Source organism: Candidatus Leptovillus gracilis (assembly GCA_016716065.1).
Lineage (GTDB): Bacteria > Chloroflexota > Anaerolineae > Promineifilales > Promineifilaceae > Leptovillus > Leptovillus gracilis.
In genome coordinates, this window is record JADJXA010000026.1 from 150,058 (window position 1) to 166,906 (window position 16,849).

Annotated in this window: 21 protein-coding genes and 1 pseudogene; 16 read left to right on the forward strand and 6 right to left on the reverse strand. The window is 56.2% G+C overall.

What is annotated here, in order from left to right; all coding sequences use genetic code 11:
• Positions 1–171: 171 nt before the first annotated feature.
• From IPM39_28420 to ltrA, 4 genes and pseudogenes are all read right to left on the reverse strand, one after another.
• Entirely contained in the window at positions 172–1,125 is a 954-nt protein-coding gene (locus IPM39_28420; GenBank protein ID MBK8989941.1) for a restriction endonuclease, read from the reverse strand.
• A complete protein-coding gene (locus IPM39_28425) occupies positions 1,122–2,498 on the reverse strand; it encodes an Eco57I restriction-modification methylase domain-containing protein (protein ID MBK8989942.1) in 1,377 nt (458 codons plus the stop codon). The genes IPM39_28420 and IPM39_28425 overlap by 4 nt, the downstream gene beginning before the upstream one ends.
• A gap of 503 nt (positions 2,499–3,001) precedes the next feature.
• The gene (locus IPM39_28430; protein MBK8989943.1) at positions 3,002–3,637 is read right to left on the reverse strand and encodes a hypothetical protein; all 636 of its coding nucleotides are present in this window, start codon (positions 3,635–3,637) and stop codon (positions 3,002–3,004) included.
• 386 nt (positions 3,638–4,023) lie between these two features.
• A pseudogene (ltrA, locus tag IPM39_28435) lies at positions 4,024–5,751 on the reverse strand (group II intron reverse transcriptase/maturase).
• Positions 5,752–6,491: 740 nt separating this feature from the next.
• Here ltrA and IPM39_28440 point away from each other — a divergent pair.
• The 4 genes from IPM39_28440 (at position 6,492) to IPM39_28455 (ending at position 8,293) form a co-directional block, all read left to right on the forward strand.
• Positions 6,492–6,770 carry a hypothetical protein gene (locus tag IPM39_28440; protein ID MBK8989944.1) on the forward strand — a complete coding sequence of 93 codons (279 nt, stop codon included), beginning with the start codon at positions 6,492–6,494 and terminating at the stop codon, positions 6,768–6,770.
• A gap of 188 nt (positions 6,771–6,958) precedes the next feature.
• On the forward strand, positions 6,959–7,120 hold the full coding sequence (locus IPM39_28445; GenBank protein ID MBK8989945.1) for a hypothetical protein: 162 nt from the start codon (positions 6,959–6,961) through the stop codon (positions 7,118–7,120).
• Between the two features lie 195 nt (positions 7,121–7,315).
• Positions 7,316–7,960, forward strand: coding sequence for a hypothetical protein (locus IPM39_28450; GenBank protein MBK8989946.1), 645 nt, complete (start codon positions 7,316–7,318; stop codon positions 7,958–7,960).
• A gap of 48 nt (positions 7,961–8,008) precedes the next feature.
• Complete coding sequence (locus IPM39_28455) at positions 8,009–8,293, forward strand: hypothetical protein (protein ID MBK8989947.1); 285 nt, start codon at positions 8,009–8,011, stop codon at positions 8,291–8,293.
• Positions 8,294–8,554: 261 nt separating this feature from the next.
• Here IPM39_28455 and IPM39_28460 read toward each other — a convergent pair whose 3' ends face one another.
• Complete coding sequence (locus IPM39_28460; protein ID MBK8989948.1) at positions 8,555–8,797, reverse strand: hypothetical protein; 243 nt, start codon at positions 8,795–8,797, stop codon at positions 8,555–8,557.
• 12 nt (positions 8,798–8,809) lie between these two features.
• Between IPM39_28460 and IPM39_28465 the strand changes: the two genes are divergently transcribed.
• From IPM39_28465 to IPM39_28505, 9 genes are all read left to right on the forward strand, one after another.
• Positions 8,810–9,229 (forward strand): hypothetical protein, encoded by a 420-nt coding sequence (locus IPM39_28465; protein ID MBK8989949.1) that lies wholly within the window; start codon positions 8,810–8,812, stop codon positions 9,227–9,229.
• 134 nt (positions 9,230–9,363) lie between these two features.
• Positions 9,364–9,507, forward strand: a complete 144-nt coding sequence (locus tag IPM39_28470) for a hypothetical protein (protein MBK8989950.1) — start codon at positions 9,364–9,366, stop codon at positions 9,505–9,507.
• A gap of 180 nt (positions 9,508–9,687) precedes the next feature.
• Positions 9,688–9,885 carry a hypothetical protein gene (locus IPM39_28475; GenBank protein ID MBK8989951.1) on the forward strand — a complete coding sequence of 66 codons (198 nt, stop codon included), beginning with the start codon at positions 9,688–9,690 and terminating at the stop codon, positions 9,883–9,885.
• A 379-nt stretch (positions 9,886–10,264) separates the two neighbouring features.
• Positions 10,265–10,375 (forward strand): single-stranded DNA-binding protein, encoded by a 111-nt coding sequence (locus tag IPM39_28480; GenBank protein ID MBK8989952.1) that lies wholly within the window; start codon positions 10,265–10,267, stop codon positions 10,373–10,375.
• A 178-nt stretch (positions 10,376–10,553) separates the two neighbouring features.
• Complete coding sequence (locus IPM39_28485) at positions 10,554–10,694, forward strand: hypothetical protein (GenBank protein ID MBK8989953.1); 141 nt, start codon at positions 10,554–10,556, stop codon at positions 10,692–10,694.
• Positions 10,695–11,187: 493 nt separating this feature from the next.
• Positions 11,188–11,400, forward strand: coding sequence for a hypothetical protein (locus IPM39_28490; GenBank protein ID MBK8989954.1), 213 nt, complete (start codon positions 11,188–11,190; stop codon positions 11,398–11,400).
• A 66-nt stretch (positions 11,401–11,466) separates the two neighbouring features.
• Positions 11,467–11,649 (forward strand): hypothetical protein, encoded by a 183-nt coding sequence (locus IPM39_28495; GenBank protein ID MBK8989955.1) that lies wholly within the window; start codon positions 11,467–11,469, stop codon positions 11,647–11,649.
• Positions 11,650–11,957: 308 nt separating this feature from the next.
• Entirely contained in the window at positions 11,958–12,230 is a 273-nt protein-coding gene (locus tag IPM39_28500) for a hypothetical protein (protein ID MBK8989956.1), read from the forward strand.
• Between the two features lie 415 nt (positions 12,231–12,645).
• The gene (locus tag IPM39_28505) at positions 12,646–13,170 is read left to right on the forward strand and encodes a Fic family protein (GenBank protein MBK8989957.1); all 525 of its coding nucleotides are present in this window, start codon (positions 12,646–12,648) and stop codon (positions 13,168–13,170) included.
• 780 nt (positions 13,171–13,950) lie between these two features.
• Here the strand turns inward: IPM39_28505 and IPM39_28510 are convergent.
• Positions 13,951–14,211 carry a hypothetical protein gene (locus IPM39_28510; protein MBK8989958.1) on the reverse strand — a complete coding sequence of 87 codons (261 nt, stop codon included), beginning with the start codon at positions 14,209–14,211 and terminating at the stop codon, positions 13,951–13,953.
• A gap of 313 nt (positions 14,212–14,524) precedes the next feature.
• On the opposite strand from IPM39_28510, the gene IPM39_28515 reads away from it, so the two are divergent.
• The 3 genes from IPM39_28515 to IPM39_28525 all read left to right on the forward strand — a co-directional run bounded on the left by IPM39_28515 (position 14,525) and on the right by IPM39_28525 (position 16,493).
• The gene (locus IPM39_28515) at positions 14,525–14,869 is read left to right on the forward strand and encodes a hypothetical protein (protein ID MBK8989959.1); all 345 of its coding nucleotides are present in this window, start codon (positions 14,525–14,527) and stop codon (positions 14,867–14,869) included.
• Between the two features lie 797 nt (positions 14,870–15,666).
• Entirely contained in the window at positions 15,667–16,038 is a 372-nt protein-coding gene (locus IPM39_28520) for an ATP-binding protein (GenBank protein ID MBK8989960.1), read from the forward strand.
• Between the two features lie 266 nt (positions 16,039–16,304).
• Positions 16,305–16,493, forward strand: coding sequence for a hypothetical protein (locus IPM39_28525; protein ID MBK8989961.1), 189 nt, complete (start codon positions 16,305–16,307; stop codon positions 16,491–16,493).
• The last annotated feature ends 356 nt before the right edge of the window (positions 16,494–16,849 follow it).

Consider the following 16,849-nt stretch of genomic DNA (forward strand, 5'->3'; position numbering starts at 1 on the left):
GCAGAGGGAGGGTCAGGCGGGTAATCGCCTGGCCCTCTTTTTTTCTTTTTGTGGGACCGGCTCCCTGCCTCCTCGCCGGAGGGGCTGAAAGTGGGAGTGTGAAGAGCGGTGCTGCTCTCCGTTGGTGTTGAAGGTGTCAACCATTGCCTGGCCCGCTACTGAATATCTCTATCAAGCCGCATGGTACGGTCCAAGAAAGCGCTTACCGTCGAAATGAATCAAATGTGATGGCGCATCGGCCACCCATACTTCAGTTTCCCACGCGATTTCAGATAGATAACGGGCCATGACTGCCCGATTCGGGAAAGCCGTTACATAAACCAGCCCGGCAGTGGAACCAGCAAATAAAGTTGCCAGTTCGTCGTGACGTTTGCCATCGACTGGTCCATGGCTGGTAACGGATTCGACAATTAGCAACCAGTTTTTCGCGGTATAGTACAATATCACATCGGGCATCTTGCCGTGCGCATCGATGTCCACCCCCAGACTGCTCAGCAAAGTGGAGTCGAAATAGCCCCACTTGTTACCAGTATCTCCGGCATAGGCCAGTATGCTGCCTGGCGCAAATCGCGGAGCGAACTCCTCAATAATCGACCGGATTAGTTCACTATGCTCACCAGGGCTGAGGGTGATTGTCTTGTCAGGCGCTATCACGACGGGGATACGGTTTTGCTGGCGTTCTTTTGCATAGCGGGAAACTAATGTTTCGCGTGCTTCCAGGTAAACAGTGAGATTCCCGTGCCATTGTGGTGTGCCGAAAGTGCGCAATAGAGCGAGTGTTGCCGGTTCGATTTGATAGACGGTCCTGGGGCTGTTTACCGGACGCTCCGGTTTATCCGGGTTGTAAAACGCGATGCCTGCATCACAGAACTGGTGCATGGTCTGTCGGCGTATTGTTTCGCGGGTATTCGGCGCATAATTCTTATCATAATGCCGCCGTACCCAATCCATGATGGGCGTTATGCCCATCAGTGGGTTCGTCGCATCAGCCCACGACTTGCCCGGCGTCAGGTCTAACAAAGCCAACAGACAGAGGGCGGACCGCTCGTTTTGCTGTGTACGTGGTAAGCCCAAGGAAATTATGATTTGTTGTGCAGCCTCAATGTAGTCGTTATGGGTGTTCATGCAGTCACGGTTTCTAACCTGGCGTCAATCATGGACTGTGTAAGTACTTTTTGCCTGGCGGCCCACTCGCCAAGTTTAATGAGGGTTTCACGGCTGGGGAATTTGATGAGTTTGAGGTCGGTGGCATTTACCTGCGTATGGCCGCTAAAGCGTCGGAAGTTCGCGTCAACGGCCGTAGAGTTCAGGTAGACAGCCAACCCCCTGGCCAATGCTTCAGGCAAGCCATGTTTGTCCGCATGAAGCAGGTTCAGGTGATTCTCAAAGCCAAGCATTGGCGCGTCACCAAATATCCCCGGCTCAACAACACTGGCGACTACCCGGCGTTTTTCTTCCTTCGACGAAAAACGCCGGATCACACAATAGAAGCCCACGGGATAAAGCCACTTTTCGGTTTCCGGATTGCGCAGAATGGCGTTGGGCTTTTTCATGCCTTTAATGGGCCAGTTGGCGCCACTCTTATTGAAATGGCCGGGATAGAGCAGGGGGACAGTGCCCGGTTCGGGCATCTCGCGTAAGTGCGCTTTCAATCGAAAGTCTACCACTGGTCCGGTTGATACGCTGATACCAAGATCGGCCAAAGTGTAGGGAAAAGCAAGGGAATGCGCAAAGGCGCTTATTTCAGGCGACATCGGCACATGTATGAAGCTTTCTAGATCGTCGGGAAAAACAATCTGCTCGAAGGGATACTCGTGGGTGGTAAGGTCTGTAAAGGTGTCGTCGGTTGACGTAGAGATAGTCACCGGTCCTCGTTGGTCACAGCGGTCGAGCCTGATGATAATGTTCTCTTGTAGGACCTGGTCATCCTTAAACGCTTTGCTGCGCGAGTCAAACAGGTGGATATGGCGGATGGCTGCCCGTTGGAGGATAAACTCGCGAAAGGGCCGGTAATACGGCCCATTGCAGAAGCTACGGGGGATAATTGTCACCAGTTGTCCACCCGGCAGGGTGAGAGCCAGCGCTAGCGCCACAAAAGCTGAGTATAGGTTAACTGTCTCAATCCCGGCACGGCGTAAAGCAAGTCGGTGGGCTGAATCACTGTTGATTTTTTTGTAAGGCGGATTCAGTATAGCGTGGGTGTATCCCTCGAGTCTTTTTGAAAACAGAGAACCTGAGAGTGAATCGGTGGCCGTATGGATGAAATCTTCGGCGTAGATGTTGGCGATAAAATCGCCTCTATGATCGTATTTGTCCAGGGTATGTGATAAGTGCTGAATCAAAGAGTGGTCCAGTTCAAACGCATCCACGTGCACATGTGGAAAATGAAACCCACCCGACCGCCATCTTTCCAGAAAGGCTACAGACAAGGAGCCGATTCCGGCTCCGGCATCCAACAGGCGACACGCGCCAGTTCCATCTGAAAAAAGGCCAGCCATGAACACGGCCGTTCTCTCCGGGGTCAAAAACTGTCCAAATTGGGACTTTTGGGTTGGCCCGGTACTTTTTGAGAGTTGCAGCCTCGTTCGTTCAACTGCTGATAACAATGAAAAACCTCCGGTTACGGTGGGTTAGGGGAGAAGCCTTGTCTGCCCTATATGCCCATCAGAACTCGCTATATGACCTTACGGTCTTGCTAAGAGGTAGGCTCCTCCGCACATTGGGCTCAGACCGGTCACCTGGTCTGCTTGTCCACTGTCAGATTGGCTTTACGGGACAATGGAACCCGGGCATGACATAGGTGGTGAATAACGCCATCATGCCAACTTACTATAGCACGAGAGAGGAGAGTGCATCAAGTCATAGTGGTGTGTTTGCCTCGCTCTGAGCTGTGTTTGCGGATTCTGTTCTCTATCCTGAGATAGCCTGTCTTCCAGAAGGTCTTTTGCTGCGGCGGGGAGGGACTGCGGCAGGTGATGTAAGCTTATGAAGCAGAAGAGGGTCAGGCGGGTAACCGCCTGGCCTTCTTTTTTTCTTTTTTTGCGGCCGTGGGCTGGTAGGCAACCTCCTCGCCGGAGGGGCTATGAGGGCGGAGTGGGGAGTGGGCTGGTCGGGGCCTACCGCCTGCGGCGGGCTTTGGGGAGCGTGGTTGAAGGGCCGGATTTGAGTTGGGCGACGTGGGTGTGGCTGCTGCATGTCTGGCTCTGGTTGTCGAGGTGCGCCAGAAGTAGACGGCCGTGCCGTTCATGCGCTGGCGAGAGCGTAAGGTTACCGCGCCGCCGCAGTGGGGGCAGATGGCCTGAGGCAGGGCGTCGGCGACGGCCGTGATGGGCTGGTGGGTATCGAGGTGGTGCCGCGCCACATCCTGCGCCGCCGCAAACTGACCGACTACCTGCCCGCCTGCTTCCAGCACGTGCAGGTCTACCGTTTCCCCGACAGTCAACGAGGTACGGCCGTCACCCACACTCCACCCCACTCTGGCATACGGGCATGAACCAGGGCTGGAAACTGGCAAAGGGAGGGCGTGGCGAGGACGCCGGGGATGTAGGGGCTGTGGTTGGTCATCGGCTGGACTGGTGGGTTGGTACGTGATGGAACGAATTTTATCGCAAGGGTGGGGTTTGTTGTAGGATTCCATAAAGATTGAGACTGTTCCGTAAAGATTGAGACTGAATACTCTGGAAGGGCTTTGATAGGGCGTGGAGTTTCCGTAAAGATTGATAATGGCCTATTTGGATTCCGCAAAGATTGATAATGGCCTACAAGGGGGCTGTTCGTGCCCTACATCAATCCTACACGTGAAATTTTCGGGCTACCTCTGGAAAACTACCCATTTCGTCGCTGGAACTTAACTGTCCAGTCTCAATCTTTACGGAACCGGTCTCAATCTTTACGGAATGGTCTCAATCTTTGCGGATTCCTACTGGGATCCTACAGGATTCCTACAACCGATCACGTAAAGTGTCTTGATGTTTGATGGCAAACTGTTAACCTAGGGGACGGGGTCGCCCCCGCCCCCCGGCTTCAAAACCGGACGTGAGCGTTTCCGCTCATCCGGCTCCTCGCATGACTGGCACTTTTCATGAGCGCCTCCAACCGCCTTAGACGTTTGTCCTTAGCAGTCCTCTGGTGATGACAGTGTTGGTGAAGAAGCTGCCAGTTGGTATAGCTATCTTTACCTCCGCTGGCTTTGGGAACAATGTGGTCAACTTCCAGAAGATCACCTGACGTAAAATACAATCCACAATGAGCGCATATACCAGATTGTTGCTTCAGTAGCTTCGCTACTCGTGTTGGGGTTCCAGTATAAGCCGCTCTTCTTTGGCCCAATAAACCCAATCTCCATCATATGGACTCTTGCCGCCTTTCACCTTGACATGTCGCTTGATGGGTGTTTCGAAATGCCGGTAAAGCGGCAGACCAACAGGCGCGGCAAAGAGCCAAGTTCCCCGTTCAGGATGCCAATATTTACGGGCAATCCATTTCCAGGATTTAGATGGTGGCGACCCTTTGCCCAGCGGCGAAGCTTGACAAAGGTGAGATGTGCCAGTTTGGAAAAGGCATCTTTTGAAGCAACCGTGGCAAAGTAGGCAGTCCAGCCGCGTGTAGTTTTGTTGAGTTGGCTGATGAGCTGTGCCTGTGGTGTGAATGGGTGCGCCTCGATAATGCGCTTAACCTCCTGGTAGTGCCGTTGCATCGCGTTCTTATTGGGTTTAATAATGGTCTTGAAGCCAAGTGGCAAGTTGGGCGGATACCCCGTTTTCCCGGAGCGATTCTTACCCGCCGGGTATTGACGCACATGAAATCCGAGGAAATCGAACCCAACCTTGCCTTCATGCTGGTGAAATGTATGGGTGATGCATGTTTTGCTTGGTTTCAATTCCAGCCCCATCCCAGCTAACCATGCTGACACTGTTTCCTTTGCTTGCTCAATGACGGGTAGGTCTTTGTGCAATACCACCAAATCATCGGCATAACGAATTAATCGCGCCTGTGGGTGTGCTTTGAGACGGCCGTTTCCAGACCGTGTAAAGCGATGTTGGCTAACAGTGGCGAAATGACCCCACCCTGAGGCGAACCGGCGGGTGTGGGGAAAAGCTGGTCTTCTTCCATGACCCCAGCTTTGAGCCAGGCTCGATGGAACGGCGGAGGGCAGGAAAAGTTTCCAGTTTTGCCAACAGTGCGGTATGGCTAATGCGGTCGAAGCATTGGGCGATGTCTGCATCGAGGACATATTTTGCTTTGAGGCAGATAGATTGAAAGATGGCTTCAATAGCATCATGGGCGGAGCGTCCTGGCCGGAATCCGTAACTGTTTGGTTCAAAGCGAGCTTCCCATTCGGGTTCCAGGGCAAGCTTGGCTAAGGCTTGCTCAGCTCGGTCGCGTATGGTGGGGATACCCAAGGGCGCATCTCCGTTTTACCTGGTTTAGGAATCCATACGCGCCGCACGGGGCGGGCTTTCTGTCGAAGTTTCCAGCGTTTGCGCCAGATACAATCGTTGTTTGGGTGAAAGGCGTTTGACGCCATCAATGCCGGCAGTATTCTTGCCGCGATTGTCTTGCGTAACCTGTCTGACAGCGAGACACCGAGCGTGCCAAGAGTTAATTAAGAGCCTTTGAGCTTGTGGATTGTTTTTCTGTCATCCTCAATTGAGGCTTGGTAAATACGCTTTTGGAGCTTGAAACCGACCGCTCGAATTTCTTCCAGGGCAGGTCTTTCCATTCATACATCGGTTGTTGTACCGTGTTCATAACCTGTTTACTCCTACTTGTGTCCTTACCTTCCAATCATGCGTCCCCACGTCTGCCTATCCGGGGCATTACCCCGGCTTTTGCTTCTTGGGGAATCCCTTCCCCGACCGGCATCCGGTTGGCGCCTCGCTCAGTCCGGCTGAGAGCACGGGCGGGGTTACTTCGTTCCTGTGGTTCGTTTTGCGTATCCTTAGGGTCAGACTATACACCGGGTTTGTCGGGGTGAACCCTGGTCGTGCTTGCCATGCGCCAGGCCCTTATCCTTTCCCATTTTGGGCAAGCCAATAGTCCGCGTAGGCTTGTTTCCTATTCACGATGCTTCAGACGTCCGTTCGTATTCCTACCCATAGATACCCGCTTGCGGGGATGACCTGGTCGAACTCCAGGCGACCCGCTTTTTCATCCCGCTTCACGGATTGATGTCCAGTCGCTACCATGGGGATGTAGCATTCTCCGTTCACTAGAGGTTGGGGATTGCACCCAACATCGAACCACAAGTTATCAAGGATTTAGTTAGCCATACTACCTCCTTGCCTCTCATCCCCCGGTCATGAACCGGTTTCGAGAGAACGAATCAAACGGCAGGAAATAGAGCAGCATCCTCTTTTGTCACCCATGGATGGCCTGCGGCCTGGGCTTTGTGAAGTTTTAATAAGGCTCTGGTGATGAGGCCGGTTGTAGACCTTGCGTCTGCAACCGGCCTTTTTGTTTACCCATATGCGATCAAAGGAGCGTTTTCCATGTTTATTCAACGTGTATTCAACCATTCGGCTGCGCTCATGGCCGGCCTGGTTTCCCGTCTCATCTTCAGCTGCTGGGCGCGTGGTTATGAAGAACATTATGGCGCCTGCGAGGATGCTTACGCCGCTCATATCGGACCGCTGTACCTGGAGGTCAACCAGTGTTTTGTTCTGGATCACCATGATGCTCACGTTGGTGTTCGATTCCCACGCTGCACCACAGTAACGGCCGTTGGCAGTGGGGTCGGCTGCACCTGGGGTATCGGTTCTCTCAGGTGACGAGCAGGTACGGCAAACCGGTGTGGAGGTCTACTGGTTTCGGCCATTGCCCAAAGTGGTCTACGGCAAGTCAAGCCCGCCTGCTGACGACGAAGATTTCCCCTTCTAATGTCTTATCGGGGGAGCGGCGCAATCGCGCCCTCCCCGCTTAATAACCCATTTCACCCCAATTCAATAGGAGAAAAAAGATGACCGTTTTACGTTACGATGATAATCGTGGTGGTTTAGCCTATCCGTTTCTGCCCAATGAACTACAGTGGCAGATTGTCTCTCATACGTTCGGTGACGAAGAATCGCTGACCAAGATTTTCCAGGTCGCTCCCCCTACCCTCCGCTGCGAAGGACGATAAAGTGCTGGATTTAACCATTCCTGGCATGGATACCCAGACTTTCCTGGCTCCGCTTCGGCTTGCAACCGTCCATGCATAAAGGTGGTTACGTTTTGAGCAAACGGCCTCTCGCGTCATGCGGTCGTTCTGTTACCGGGGCTTCTTCCGCGATACCGACATCAGGATAGATTACAACCCGCACCTCGACGGTTGTCTGTGGATGGCAGCGGCCAGTTGGCCAGCCGCAGTTTCATCCAGCGGCTGGCCGACAGCCTGGATCTCGATGAACGCCATCGCCGCGAACTGCTGCACACGAACCGGTTCGAGGTGACGACGCTGCACGCCGGCGGGCAGGACAAGGGACACGTGTTGGTGGTGGATGATCTCGCCGTCGATTTCATGTTCCCGGCCGGCAGCGCCAAACAGGAGTTGGCGCTGGTAGACGGCAGTGTCTTCATCGGCCTCAATCCCATCCACAGCGAAGACCAGATGCCTGACATCCAGAGCCTCATCAACCTGCATCCCTTCTTCCAACCAGAGCATTTGCTGGCCTGGGCCGGCATGGAGAGCGAGTTGTTCCTGAGGGGGATTCGGGACGGCCGTTTAGCCAGCATTCTCAACCGCTTGTACGATGCCGAATCCGTCTCCGATTTAGACAGCCTGGCCGACTGGCACGTGGGCGAGTATATCGCCAGCGGCGGCAGCCTGATGTGGTTTGCTGATGGTCAAAGCAGTGCGGGCGCGGCAGCATCTCAAGCGATTAGCAGCCGCGCCAGCAAGCTGCGCTGTCCGGCGCCTGGGGGTAGATATTATTTGTTCCCGGCGGTTGCGGGCAACCGGGACGCCAGAAGGTTACGCTGAACTCCGACCCGGCTTGCGCTACGGCCTGGGCCAATGGACAGCGATTGGTTGACGACAATTGTGGATGTTTTGGGTGGTTGTGATGGCGATGACGCCGTCTGGGTCTTCCCGTTTGCCGACGTCAGTGACAGCGCGGATGGAAACCAACCGTTACAGAAGATGCTTATCTGGCGCAGTCCCAATCAGCTGGGCGAGTATGTGGTGTTGCAGCCGACCGCCAACAGCCATGTCATCGCCTGGGACACGGCCAACGGCTCTCTGGCAGCCCCCAATGAAAAAGACGCCTGCTCCCGAACCGTATTGATAGCACGAACTATCAGTACGGCGAATTAACGGAAGCAAGCGACCCTACAGAACAAATGTATCATACACAATCGAGGCCATGGCGTCAACCATCCATCTGCTGCCGCCAATCAGGGGTTTTGGGTGCGCATTGCAACGCGCTCATGTCGTGCAAAGCGATTTACGGCCGCTTACCAGACCATCTCCCGGCCACGTTGGAGGCCATTGACGGCTCGGTGAAGACCGGGCTAAACCTGGCACCCGTCAAGCAGTGGAATCAGATGCCGCCATCACTCGCATGGTTAAACATGGTCAGGCTAACGCCAACCGCGCCATGCCGGCTGTGTGCGGGACCGGCTGCCGGAATGGCTGCGGCCGCAGGCGGAGGCGGCTGCGAGCGGTTGTCAAACCAGCGGTTGCCAAACCGCCCATTGGCTGGACACCGGCCAATCGCCCTGAACTGCCAAGGCGCAGCATTGGGCCGACGCGGAAGCGCTGGCTACGGAAGCGTGCCCGCCGCTGGAACTCTTTGACCACGGCCGTGACTGGCTGCACGTCGGCAAGGATTTGCGTCAGGCGTATAGTCGCGTCATCCGGCAGGCAATCGGCGCTGTTTGCGCTGGCACTGAAGTCGCCTCCGATGATGTTTCCGATTGCGCTCAACGCAAACCTGACGCCGCCCGTGAAGCCAGTGAATCCTTCCTGGCGCAGTGGCCGGTGGAGAAACGGCCGTTTGTCCTGTTAGGCACAGCGGCGTACTTGTATGTACACGGGCCACAAAATGGCGAGCCGGTGCGGGATGCGCTCATCTGGCAGTTGGGCGCCAAACGGGATGGCAGTGGTCGGGAGTCAGGCATTGCCCGGGCCATGCTCGATGCCCTGCGTCAGATTGACCGCTCCGGTGACCCGATATGGACGACATCCGGCGCGGTTCTTTCTACAACGAGAAGCCGCAAGCGCGGCGTTCCGGCGTACCGGTCAGGCTGAATGGGGTCTGGCTCAACTGGCTCAATTCACGAAATCTTGCCGTGCCTACAGCCGCATGAGCGACGTGCCGCCGGCCGAACGGGACCAGGCCAAAGCCCGCATTGCCGACTTTGTGCAGAGCGCAGTTTCGTGGCATGATACTTACCACCGAGGTGACCGATAGCAACCGGGTGGTGACGCGCACGCCGCATGGCAACCTGTTCGGTTACGCAAAAGACCACGAACTGGCAGCCATCCGCTATGACCAGTGGCGCATTGCTCTGGGCGCATGCCATTGACGGCAACGTGTTGGCGGTGCTGGAACTGGCAATCTGACGTTTCTTTTCCTATTCATCAAGACGGTAACTGGCCTTTCGGGGTTAGTTATCGTCTGTTTTATGATCCATTGACGGTATCCATTATAATGTTGGACAAAGCGAGAGTTTGTTCGTCTTGTTTTGCAAAGTTGGAGGACAAAGATGACATTGACAATTGACCTACCGCAAGATTTAGCGCGTGAACTGGCAACTGAAGCCGGTAAGCTGGGCATACCCTTATCCGATTATGCCTTACGATTGCTCTATTCCCGAGAATTAACTGAGAAAAAACCTGAAACAGGTGACGAATTGGTAGCATATTGGCAAGAAGCTGGGCTTATAGGCCCGCAAGGAGATTGATGATAGCCAACTATATGCAAGCGGCAAATTCGTGCTCAGGCAGAGACACGAGTGCGGAGTAGCCCTCTATGTATCTATTAGACACAGATATTCCCATTGATGTGCAGCGTGGCATAAACCGGCAGTGGCATGGTTTGCTGAACTTGAATCGATACCTTCCTGTGCCAGAATTGAAAACAGAACAACCATACGATCGGTAATCACAATTTCTTTTAGTTTTGCCAGGACGGCTATCTGCTCTTCGGAGTAGGTAGCCGTTTTTTTGCTTGCGCCTGGTTGGGGGAAGACAAGGGGCCGGGCAGGGTTGCCCGAGGCGCTATCGCGCCAGATAAGATGAGTTTTTTATCAACCCAATTTCACGTTATAAGGAGAGTGACACATGTATCAAAAACTCATCATCGTTGGCAATTTGGGCAGCGCGCCAGAAATGAAGTACATGCCTGACGGGCAGGCTGTGACCAACCTTTCCGTGGCTTGTAACCGGCGTTGACGGATCGCGCCAGCGGCCAGCCGCAGGAAGAAGTCACCCGGTACCGCGTTTCCGTGAGGCGTCAGGCCGAAGCGGCCAACCAATACCTGACCAAGGTCGCCAGGTGCTGGTCGAAGGGCGGCTGCGTCCTGACCCGAACACGGGCGGCCCGCGCCCGTGAACACGGCAGGACGGCTCGGTGGGCGCATCGTTTGAGATGGTGGCCGACCGGGTGCAGTTCCTGGGCAGCAATGGCAACGGCGCCACCGCCAACGGCGCTAACGGTCACGCCAACGGCGCGGCCGAACCGGCCTATGCCGAGGACGACGTGCCGTTCTGAAATAGGCGTTGTTTCCATGCGAGAGAGAGCAGTCACCCAACCGGGTGGCTGCTCTTTTTGTTTACCTGCACCTGCTAACCCGAGGTCTCATGCTTGAAGCCCTAATCCTCATTCCTCTCGTCACCATTCTGGTCATCCTGTTTTAACGTGGCGCAGCCCGTATGTGCGGAATGTGACCAAATCCTACAACGGACGGCGGCATGGCGTTGACCGGGAGTAATCCTGATAGCTGCCCGCCTTGGTCACTTATGGGGTCGGGCCGTGATTCGCACTGTTGTTAACCGACGCCGCCGGGCCAGCAGCCCGGCGTTTTTTCTTCGCCCGGTTCTGGAGGCCATTGGCGTTTCCAGACCGGGCGCTGTGCTACTTACCTGGAGGACAGCCATGGACAGTTATCAAGATTCACCCGCTGGTGGAGGGATGCCACTTGCGCCGCTCACCGGCGACGTATCGCTGAGGAGTTACAGGGCGCGCCGGGGCACTGGCGCGTGAATTGGGGCAGCAATACCACTTTAACGGCCGTGAATGGCAGGTCCATTGGGCCGATATGAAACAAACCGCCCTGCTGGCGTTCCCGGAAAACCAACACCAACCGCTGGCCTATGCTTATACCTGCGCCCGCACGGCCTTGAAGAACTATGCCTGGGTCCTGCGCGGCCTGAACGGTGGCTGGAAACCTTGTGGCGCGCGAATATACGCTGATTGACACAGCCGAAAGCATTGACGCCGATGACGAAAACGGCGCTGACAGCCTGTCTGGCGGGTGCCGGAAGTGCGACAGCGTGACCTGGTGCCGCGGCCGGTGGAATGGACGGTGCTGTGGCATGAAGCCGGACCACCGCCGGACACAGCCGATTTGTTCCGTGACCCGCTCACGATTCTGGTAGGCGTCAGCAGCGAACGCTGGTATCCGAACAGATGCGCCGCGGCGCGCCTATCGTGGCGATGCGCCTGACGGGCCATACCTGGGCTGATATATCGGCGGTCGTCGGTGATCTGGAAAAGGGAATCGCTGGTGAACATCTACCAGGAATACCGGCAGAAATATCTATTGCCTTACGCCGAACTAGCGCCGTTAGGCCAGGAGATGGTCAGGCTGCGCGGTGAGATGCGCGCAGTGGTTTGAAACGCTGCGTGAAGGTGGTTGCAGCGGCCGGAGCGTAAAATCGTGGTCCTGCCCCACGGCATTTACATACCCTGACTTACAAACAAGACAAGCGTCGCTCTGATGAGATACTGGCCAGTTTGCAGAAGGGACGGCGGGTGAACGGTCGCATCCGCACCAGACAGGTGTTTTTGGGACCGGCCGGGTCGGTGACCAAAGAGCCGCTGTGGGCCAAATCCCTTGAACTGGAGCGGCGGTTGACCGTCTTCAGAAGAGGCTACGGCAACCTGGGGCGCATCAACCAGTCGCGCCAGGTGATGTTTGGCGTGATCGAGCGGAGCAGGGTGGGCGCAAGAAACGTGGCGCGCTCATGCCTGCGCTCTGGTTGTCCAAAACCGGAAACGATGGTCTGCGTGTGGGGCATCGGGTGAGGCGTTGGCTGGTGCGCGAATACCCACCCACCTGCCCATTGGCGAGCAAGTTCGCCGTGCAGCAGGACTGGCCTGCTGAAGAACCACCAGGGTCCACCAGCGCCGTCCGCCGCTCTTTCGTTTAACATCCACCTGAAAAGGTGCATTTATTTCGTATCGATATGCTATAATATTTGTTATCCGATACCGATATATGGAGCTTGCGATGCTAGAGACCCGTCTAAAAGAGCGAATTCAAGCTAAAAAGCGCAGTTGGATGCATTACGGCTGCCGCTAACGGTCGCCGTGCGCCGTCTCAACGAACAACTGACCATCGAGTGGATTTACAACCCAACGCCATTGAGGGCAGCACCCTGAGCTTGCGCGAAACCCAGTTGATTCTGGAACAGGGCATTACCATTGGCGGCAATGGGACATCCCGGCGCAAATGGATGATTGGGCAAGCTGGCTGCAAGTGCAAGAGGGAATGATGGAACCGGTAGCTTTGGCGGCGTTGGCCCACCATCAACTGGTGGCTATTCATCCGTTTATTGATGGCAACGGCCGTACCGCCCGCCTGCTCACGAATCTGACATTGCTGCGGGCCGGGTATCCGCCCGCCATCATTGCCCGCGTTAACCGGCGACAATACTACCGGGTGCTGGCCCAGGCCGATAGGGGGAACGCGACGCCGCTGGTGAACTTTGTTGGCCGGGCAGTGGAGCGCAGCCTGACGCTCTATCTGGAAGCCTGCACGCCGCAGATAACACTTGCCGTCGGTAGACGAGGAGCGGTTGCCGCCGCGGGAGGCGGCAAATCTGACGCCTTACAGCCAGGAGTACCTGAGTTTTCTGCGCGCACGGGCAAGCTGGAGGCAATCAAACACGGCAGTAACTGGCTGACAACGCGACAGGCGCTGGAAGCGTATCTGCATTCTGTGGGCAAGACGCGAGACCGGTGATGGGTGACGCCGGCATGAAGGCGAAGGTTTTGGTGAAGCCGCATCCTGGTTGGCGCAGTGATTACCCACCTGCCCACCCGGATTGAACGCCAGGGCGTTCAACCCGAAGGTGCTGCACCTTCAGGTAGCCAGGCCACCCCCCACCCTGATATCTAGCTTAGCGCAAGCTTGTCTGCGGCGCGAAGATCACGCACAGGCAGGGATGATGGACAGGGCGAAACCGGCCGTTACTTTAACACGTCACGATAGGCGCATAATCTTTCCGGGGATGGTGCGCATGAACTTTGGTTTGACAGACGCCCCACCATCCATATAATCCAAGCTTTAGATTTGCATCGCACGGATGATGCACCCATGAGGCTGCATGATCCATCTCCCCACAACTGAAACACCAGGCCGACGGCGACGGCACATCCACAAACAGGCGCGTTTGGTCTTGCCCCAAAGGGTTCTGCTGCGGTTCCTGCCGTTGCGGCCAACGACAATTAGAATTACCCACTGACGACAATTAGAAATGCCCATTTAGGCGTCAACGTGACTGCGGCTAAACTCCTGACATTTATGTAAGGAGTAAAGCAATGACAGCCACCGACGCACAAGTGAGGATTGCTATGCGTGAACGAAAAAGGGTAAGAATCAGGAACAGGCGGCGGCCAAAGCCAATCTGCGCAGCCGCAAAACAGTCAGCAAAAACGAGTAGTCGGGTCGAGGCCCCGTCAACTAGAGAAGGCGCGGACGTACAAGACCCGACCGGATGCTTTTGCTGCTGAGTGGCCGATGTTAGAGAAATGTTGTGTCGTGGCCCTGGAGTTGGAAGCTACGATATTGTTCGACTGGCTGTGAGAACAGCAGCCGGGCAAATACCAGGAGGGTCAACTGCGTACCCTGCAACGACGTGTCACGACCTGGCGGGCGCTGAACCAAGAGCAAAACGGCCAGTCTGGACCAGATACGGAGCCAGGCGAGATGATGCAGTTGGACGGCACCTGGATGACCGGAACTAGAGGTGACGCTGAGGGACAACCGTTCAAACATGCTCATCCACAGCGTCCCGCCTTATTCCAACTGGGAACAAGTGTGGCGCAGTCGGAATCGTTGAGCGCGGTGCCTGGCTTGCTGCAAAGCGCATTGCTGAAATTGGCCATGTGCCGCAAATTGTCCAGACAGACAACAGCGTCTTGGCGGCAACTCAGCCGCTTGCGCAGTGATGAAGAGGGACGCGATACCCGCTTTCGTACACCGATGAGTATCTGGCGCTGCTGGCTCCATTATACCTGACGCCGCAGACGATTCATCTGGGTGCGTCTGACGAGAATGGGGATGTGGAATCGAGCAACGGCAAGCTAAACAGCCGGTGGCGCAGCAGTTGTTGCTGCGTGGCAGCCGCGATTTCGCCAGCCTGGCGGTGTATGAGACCTTTTTGTTTGACATCATGGACAAGCGCAACAAACGGCGCGAGATGCGATTGCGCGAAGAATTGGCGGTGATGCGGCTGTTGTCGGCCACGCCGCTACCAACTACAGCAAACTGCGGCTGCGCGTCAGTCAGGGCAGCCCCCATTCGAGTGCTGAGAAGATTCTTATTCTGTGCCCACGTCGCTCATCGGCAAAATGGCAGGACGGTGGTTATCCATGAGTGGTCGTTGAGACGACATGTTTGGTCAACTGGCAGACCGCTTCGCCCGGCTCATTGGCAATGAGGTCCACCAGGTGAATTACCGCCATGTCATTGACAGCTTGTTGCGCAAACCGGGGGCTTTCGCCGCTACCGGTATCGGGACGATTTGTTCCCTCGCTCGTCTTTCGGCAGGCGTGGGAGGCGCTGGACCGGCAGTATAGCGCCACGCCGGGCCGATTTAGCTTATTTGCGAATTCTGCATCTGGCGGCGCGTCATCTAGAGTGTGACGTGGCGGCGGGTTTTGGAACTGCTGGTTGACCACCAGTCAGACGTGGAGCGAGGTGGATGTGGCCGAACTCCTGCGTGTGGAAACGGCGGTCGTGCCGGCGCGGACGCAGCCGGTGTGGTGGAATTGCGCCCGTACGACCAGTTGCTGGTCGGCGGTGGGGCGTTGGCGGTGGCGCGCCGAGCGGTGGCGCGCTGAGCGGTGGCGGGTTGAGCGGCGGCGCGCTGAGCGGTGGCGCGCTGAGCGCGCGCCAGGCGGTGGCGCATGACGACGGGTGATGAATCAGAGCGAGATGGTGCGGCTGCATTGCAAGACGCTGCGGCTGACGATGGGCAGCAGCGCTTGAGGAAGGGATGCGCTGCGCGGAACGGGATAACTGGCCGCTGGATGCTTTTTAGCCCACTTGTTGGAACAGGAGGGCGACGCTGGGCAGCAGCGGCGCATTGAGCGTCTGCGGCTGGAGTCGAAGTTGCCGCCGGGGAAAACGTTTGCCGTTTTTGACGAAGGCCGCTTGCCGCTGGTGCATCCGGCGGCAGTTACCCTATTTGCAGGCCGGGGACTTTGTCAATCAGGCCCAGAATGTGTTGGTGCTTTGGCTTACCGGGCACAGGCAAAACGTGTCTGGCGGCGGCCGTGGGGCATCTGTTGGTGGAAAACGGCCGTTCGGTGCTGTTTACGCCGACCTTCAAGCTGGCGGGCGTGGCTGCTGCGGGCTAAGCAGGAATATGAACTGGAACGAGAACTGCTATGTTTAGACCGGCTTGAGGTGGTCATTCTGGATGATATTGGCTATGTGCAGCAGAGTCGGGGGCGAGATGGAGGTGTTGTTCACCTTTTGAGCGAGCGGTATGAGCGGGCACAGTTCGCGGATTACCCTCCAACCTGGTCTTTTTTCGGAGGGACAAGATATTCTGGGCGACCCATTGACGACGGCGGTCGCCATAGACCGGGTGGTGCATCATAGTCATCATTGAGTTTGGGCGAGACATCCAGAGTATGCGCGGCATGGAAGAGGCGCAACGGAGTCAGGCGGCGCTGCGACCAGAGGTGGGCGTAGGGTAACTTTTCATGGGGAGAAAATCGTGGCAAAATGACGCCAGAAATCCGTGACCAACTCTTGTTCTGTTATCCCGACCCCGTGCCCGTGCCCTTCGGTGGAGTCACCCGCCTGGTTTGCCTGGTTGGAAACGGCGTCGGCCTTCCGCTATTGCAGTGGATAGCGGCGCATCTGTGTTCAGGCATGGCCCGTTGTATGGACCTGTGTCTTTCCGCAAGGAGCGGCGGCGGCAGATGGGACTGTGGTATGCCTATCGCCGGGTGCATGGCGTTTTGTACAAGCGGTATGTTGGTAAGTCGGTTGCCGCTGATGCGCTGGCGCGGTTGGAGGAAACGGCCGTGTGGCTCAATGAGATATGGTGACAGATGGGAAGCATTATGAGTGGCCTATGGTGGTGGTTGGCAGGCTGGCTGACGCGCTTGTCGGGGCGTGTTTTAAGTGGGAACGGTATGGGCATTTCTAATTGTCGTTGATGGGCATTTCTTAATTGTCGTTGACAGCCGTTGGTTTTTTTGCCTTCCAGTTCCCCTGCGGCGACTTATACAATCGAGAGCAATGCGCCACTGACCGCCGCCCATTTTGGTGGAAACTGCACTCCCGAAACAGGGCCGCGCCCGGTTGTTTCGGCTGCCTGGTTGGAGCCCCTCATGCCGCCTCCCTATTACCCCTAAACCCACATAAACAATGGAGGCTCCTTTGACTGAGATACCCATTCAAG

What these genes read in the sequence shown, in the direction of transcription:
- IPM39_28420 (MBK8989941.1), bottom strand. Translation starts at nt 1,125, where the DNA reads ATGAACACCCATAACGACTACATTGAGGCTGCACAACAAATCATAATT.
- IPM39_28480 (MBK8989952.1), top strand. Translation starts at nt 10,265, where the DNA reads ATGTATCAAAAACTCATCATCGTTGGCAATTTGGGCAGCGCGCCAGAA.
- IPM39_28475 (MBK8989951.1), top strand. Translation starts at nt 9,688, where the DNA reads ATGACATTGACAATTGACCTACCGCAAGATTTAGCGCGTGAACTGGCA.
- IPM39_28470 (MBK8989950.1), top strand. Translation starts at nt 9,364, where the DNA reads ATGATACTTACCACCGAGGTGACCGATAGCAACCGGGTGGTGACGCGC.
- IPM39_28430 (MBK8989943.1), bottom strand. Translation starts at nt 3,637, where the DNA reads ATGGAATCCTACAACAAACCCCACCCTTGCGATAAAATTCGTTCCATC.
- IPM39_28425 (MBK8989942.1), bottom strand. Translation starts at nt 2,498, where the DNA reads ATGGCTGGCCTTTTTTCAGATGGAACTGGCGCGTGTCGCCTGTTGGAT.
- IPM39_28510 (MBK8989958.1), bottom strand. Translation starts at nt 14,211, where the DNA reads ATGAGCATGTTTGAACGGTTGTCCCTCAGCGTCACCTCTAGTTCCGGT.
- IPM39_28440 (MBK8989944.1), top strand. Translation starts at nt 6,492, where the DNA reads ATGTTTATTCAACGTGTATTCAACCATTCGGCTGCGCTCATGGCCGGC.
- IPM39_28445 (MBK8989945.1), top strand. Translation starts at nt 6,959, where the DNA reads ATGACCGTTTTACGTTACGATGATAATCGTGGTGGTTTAGCCTATCCG.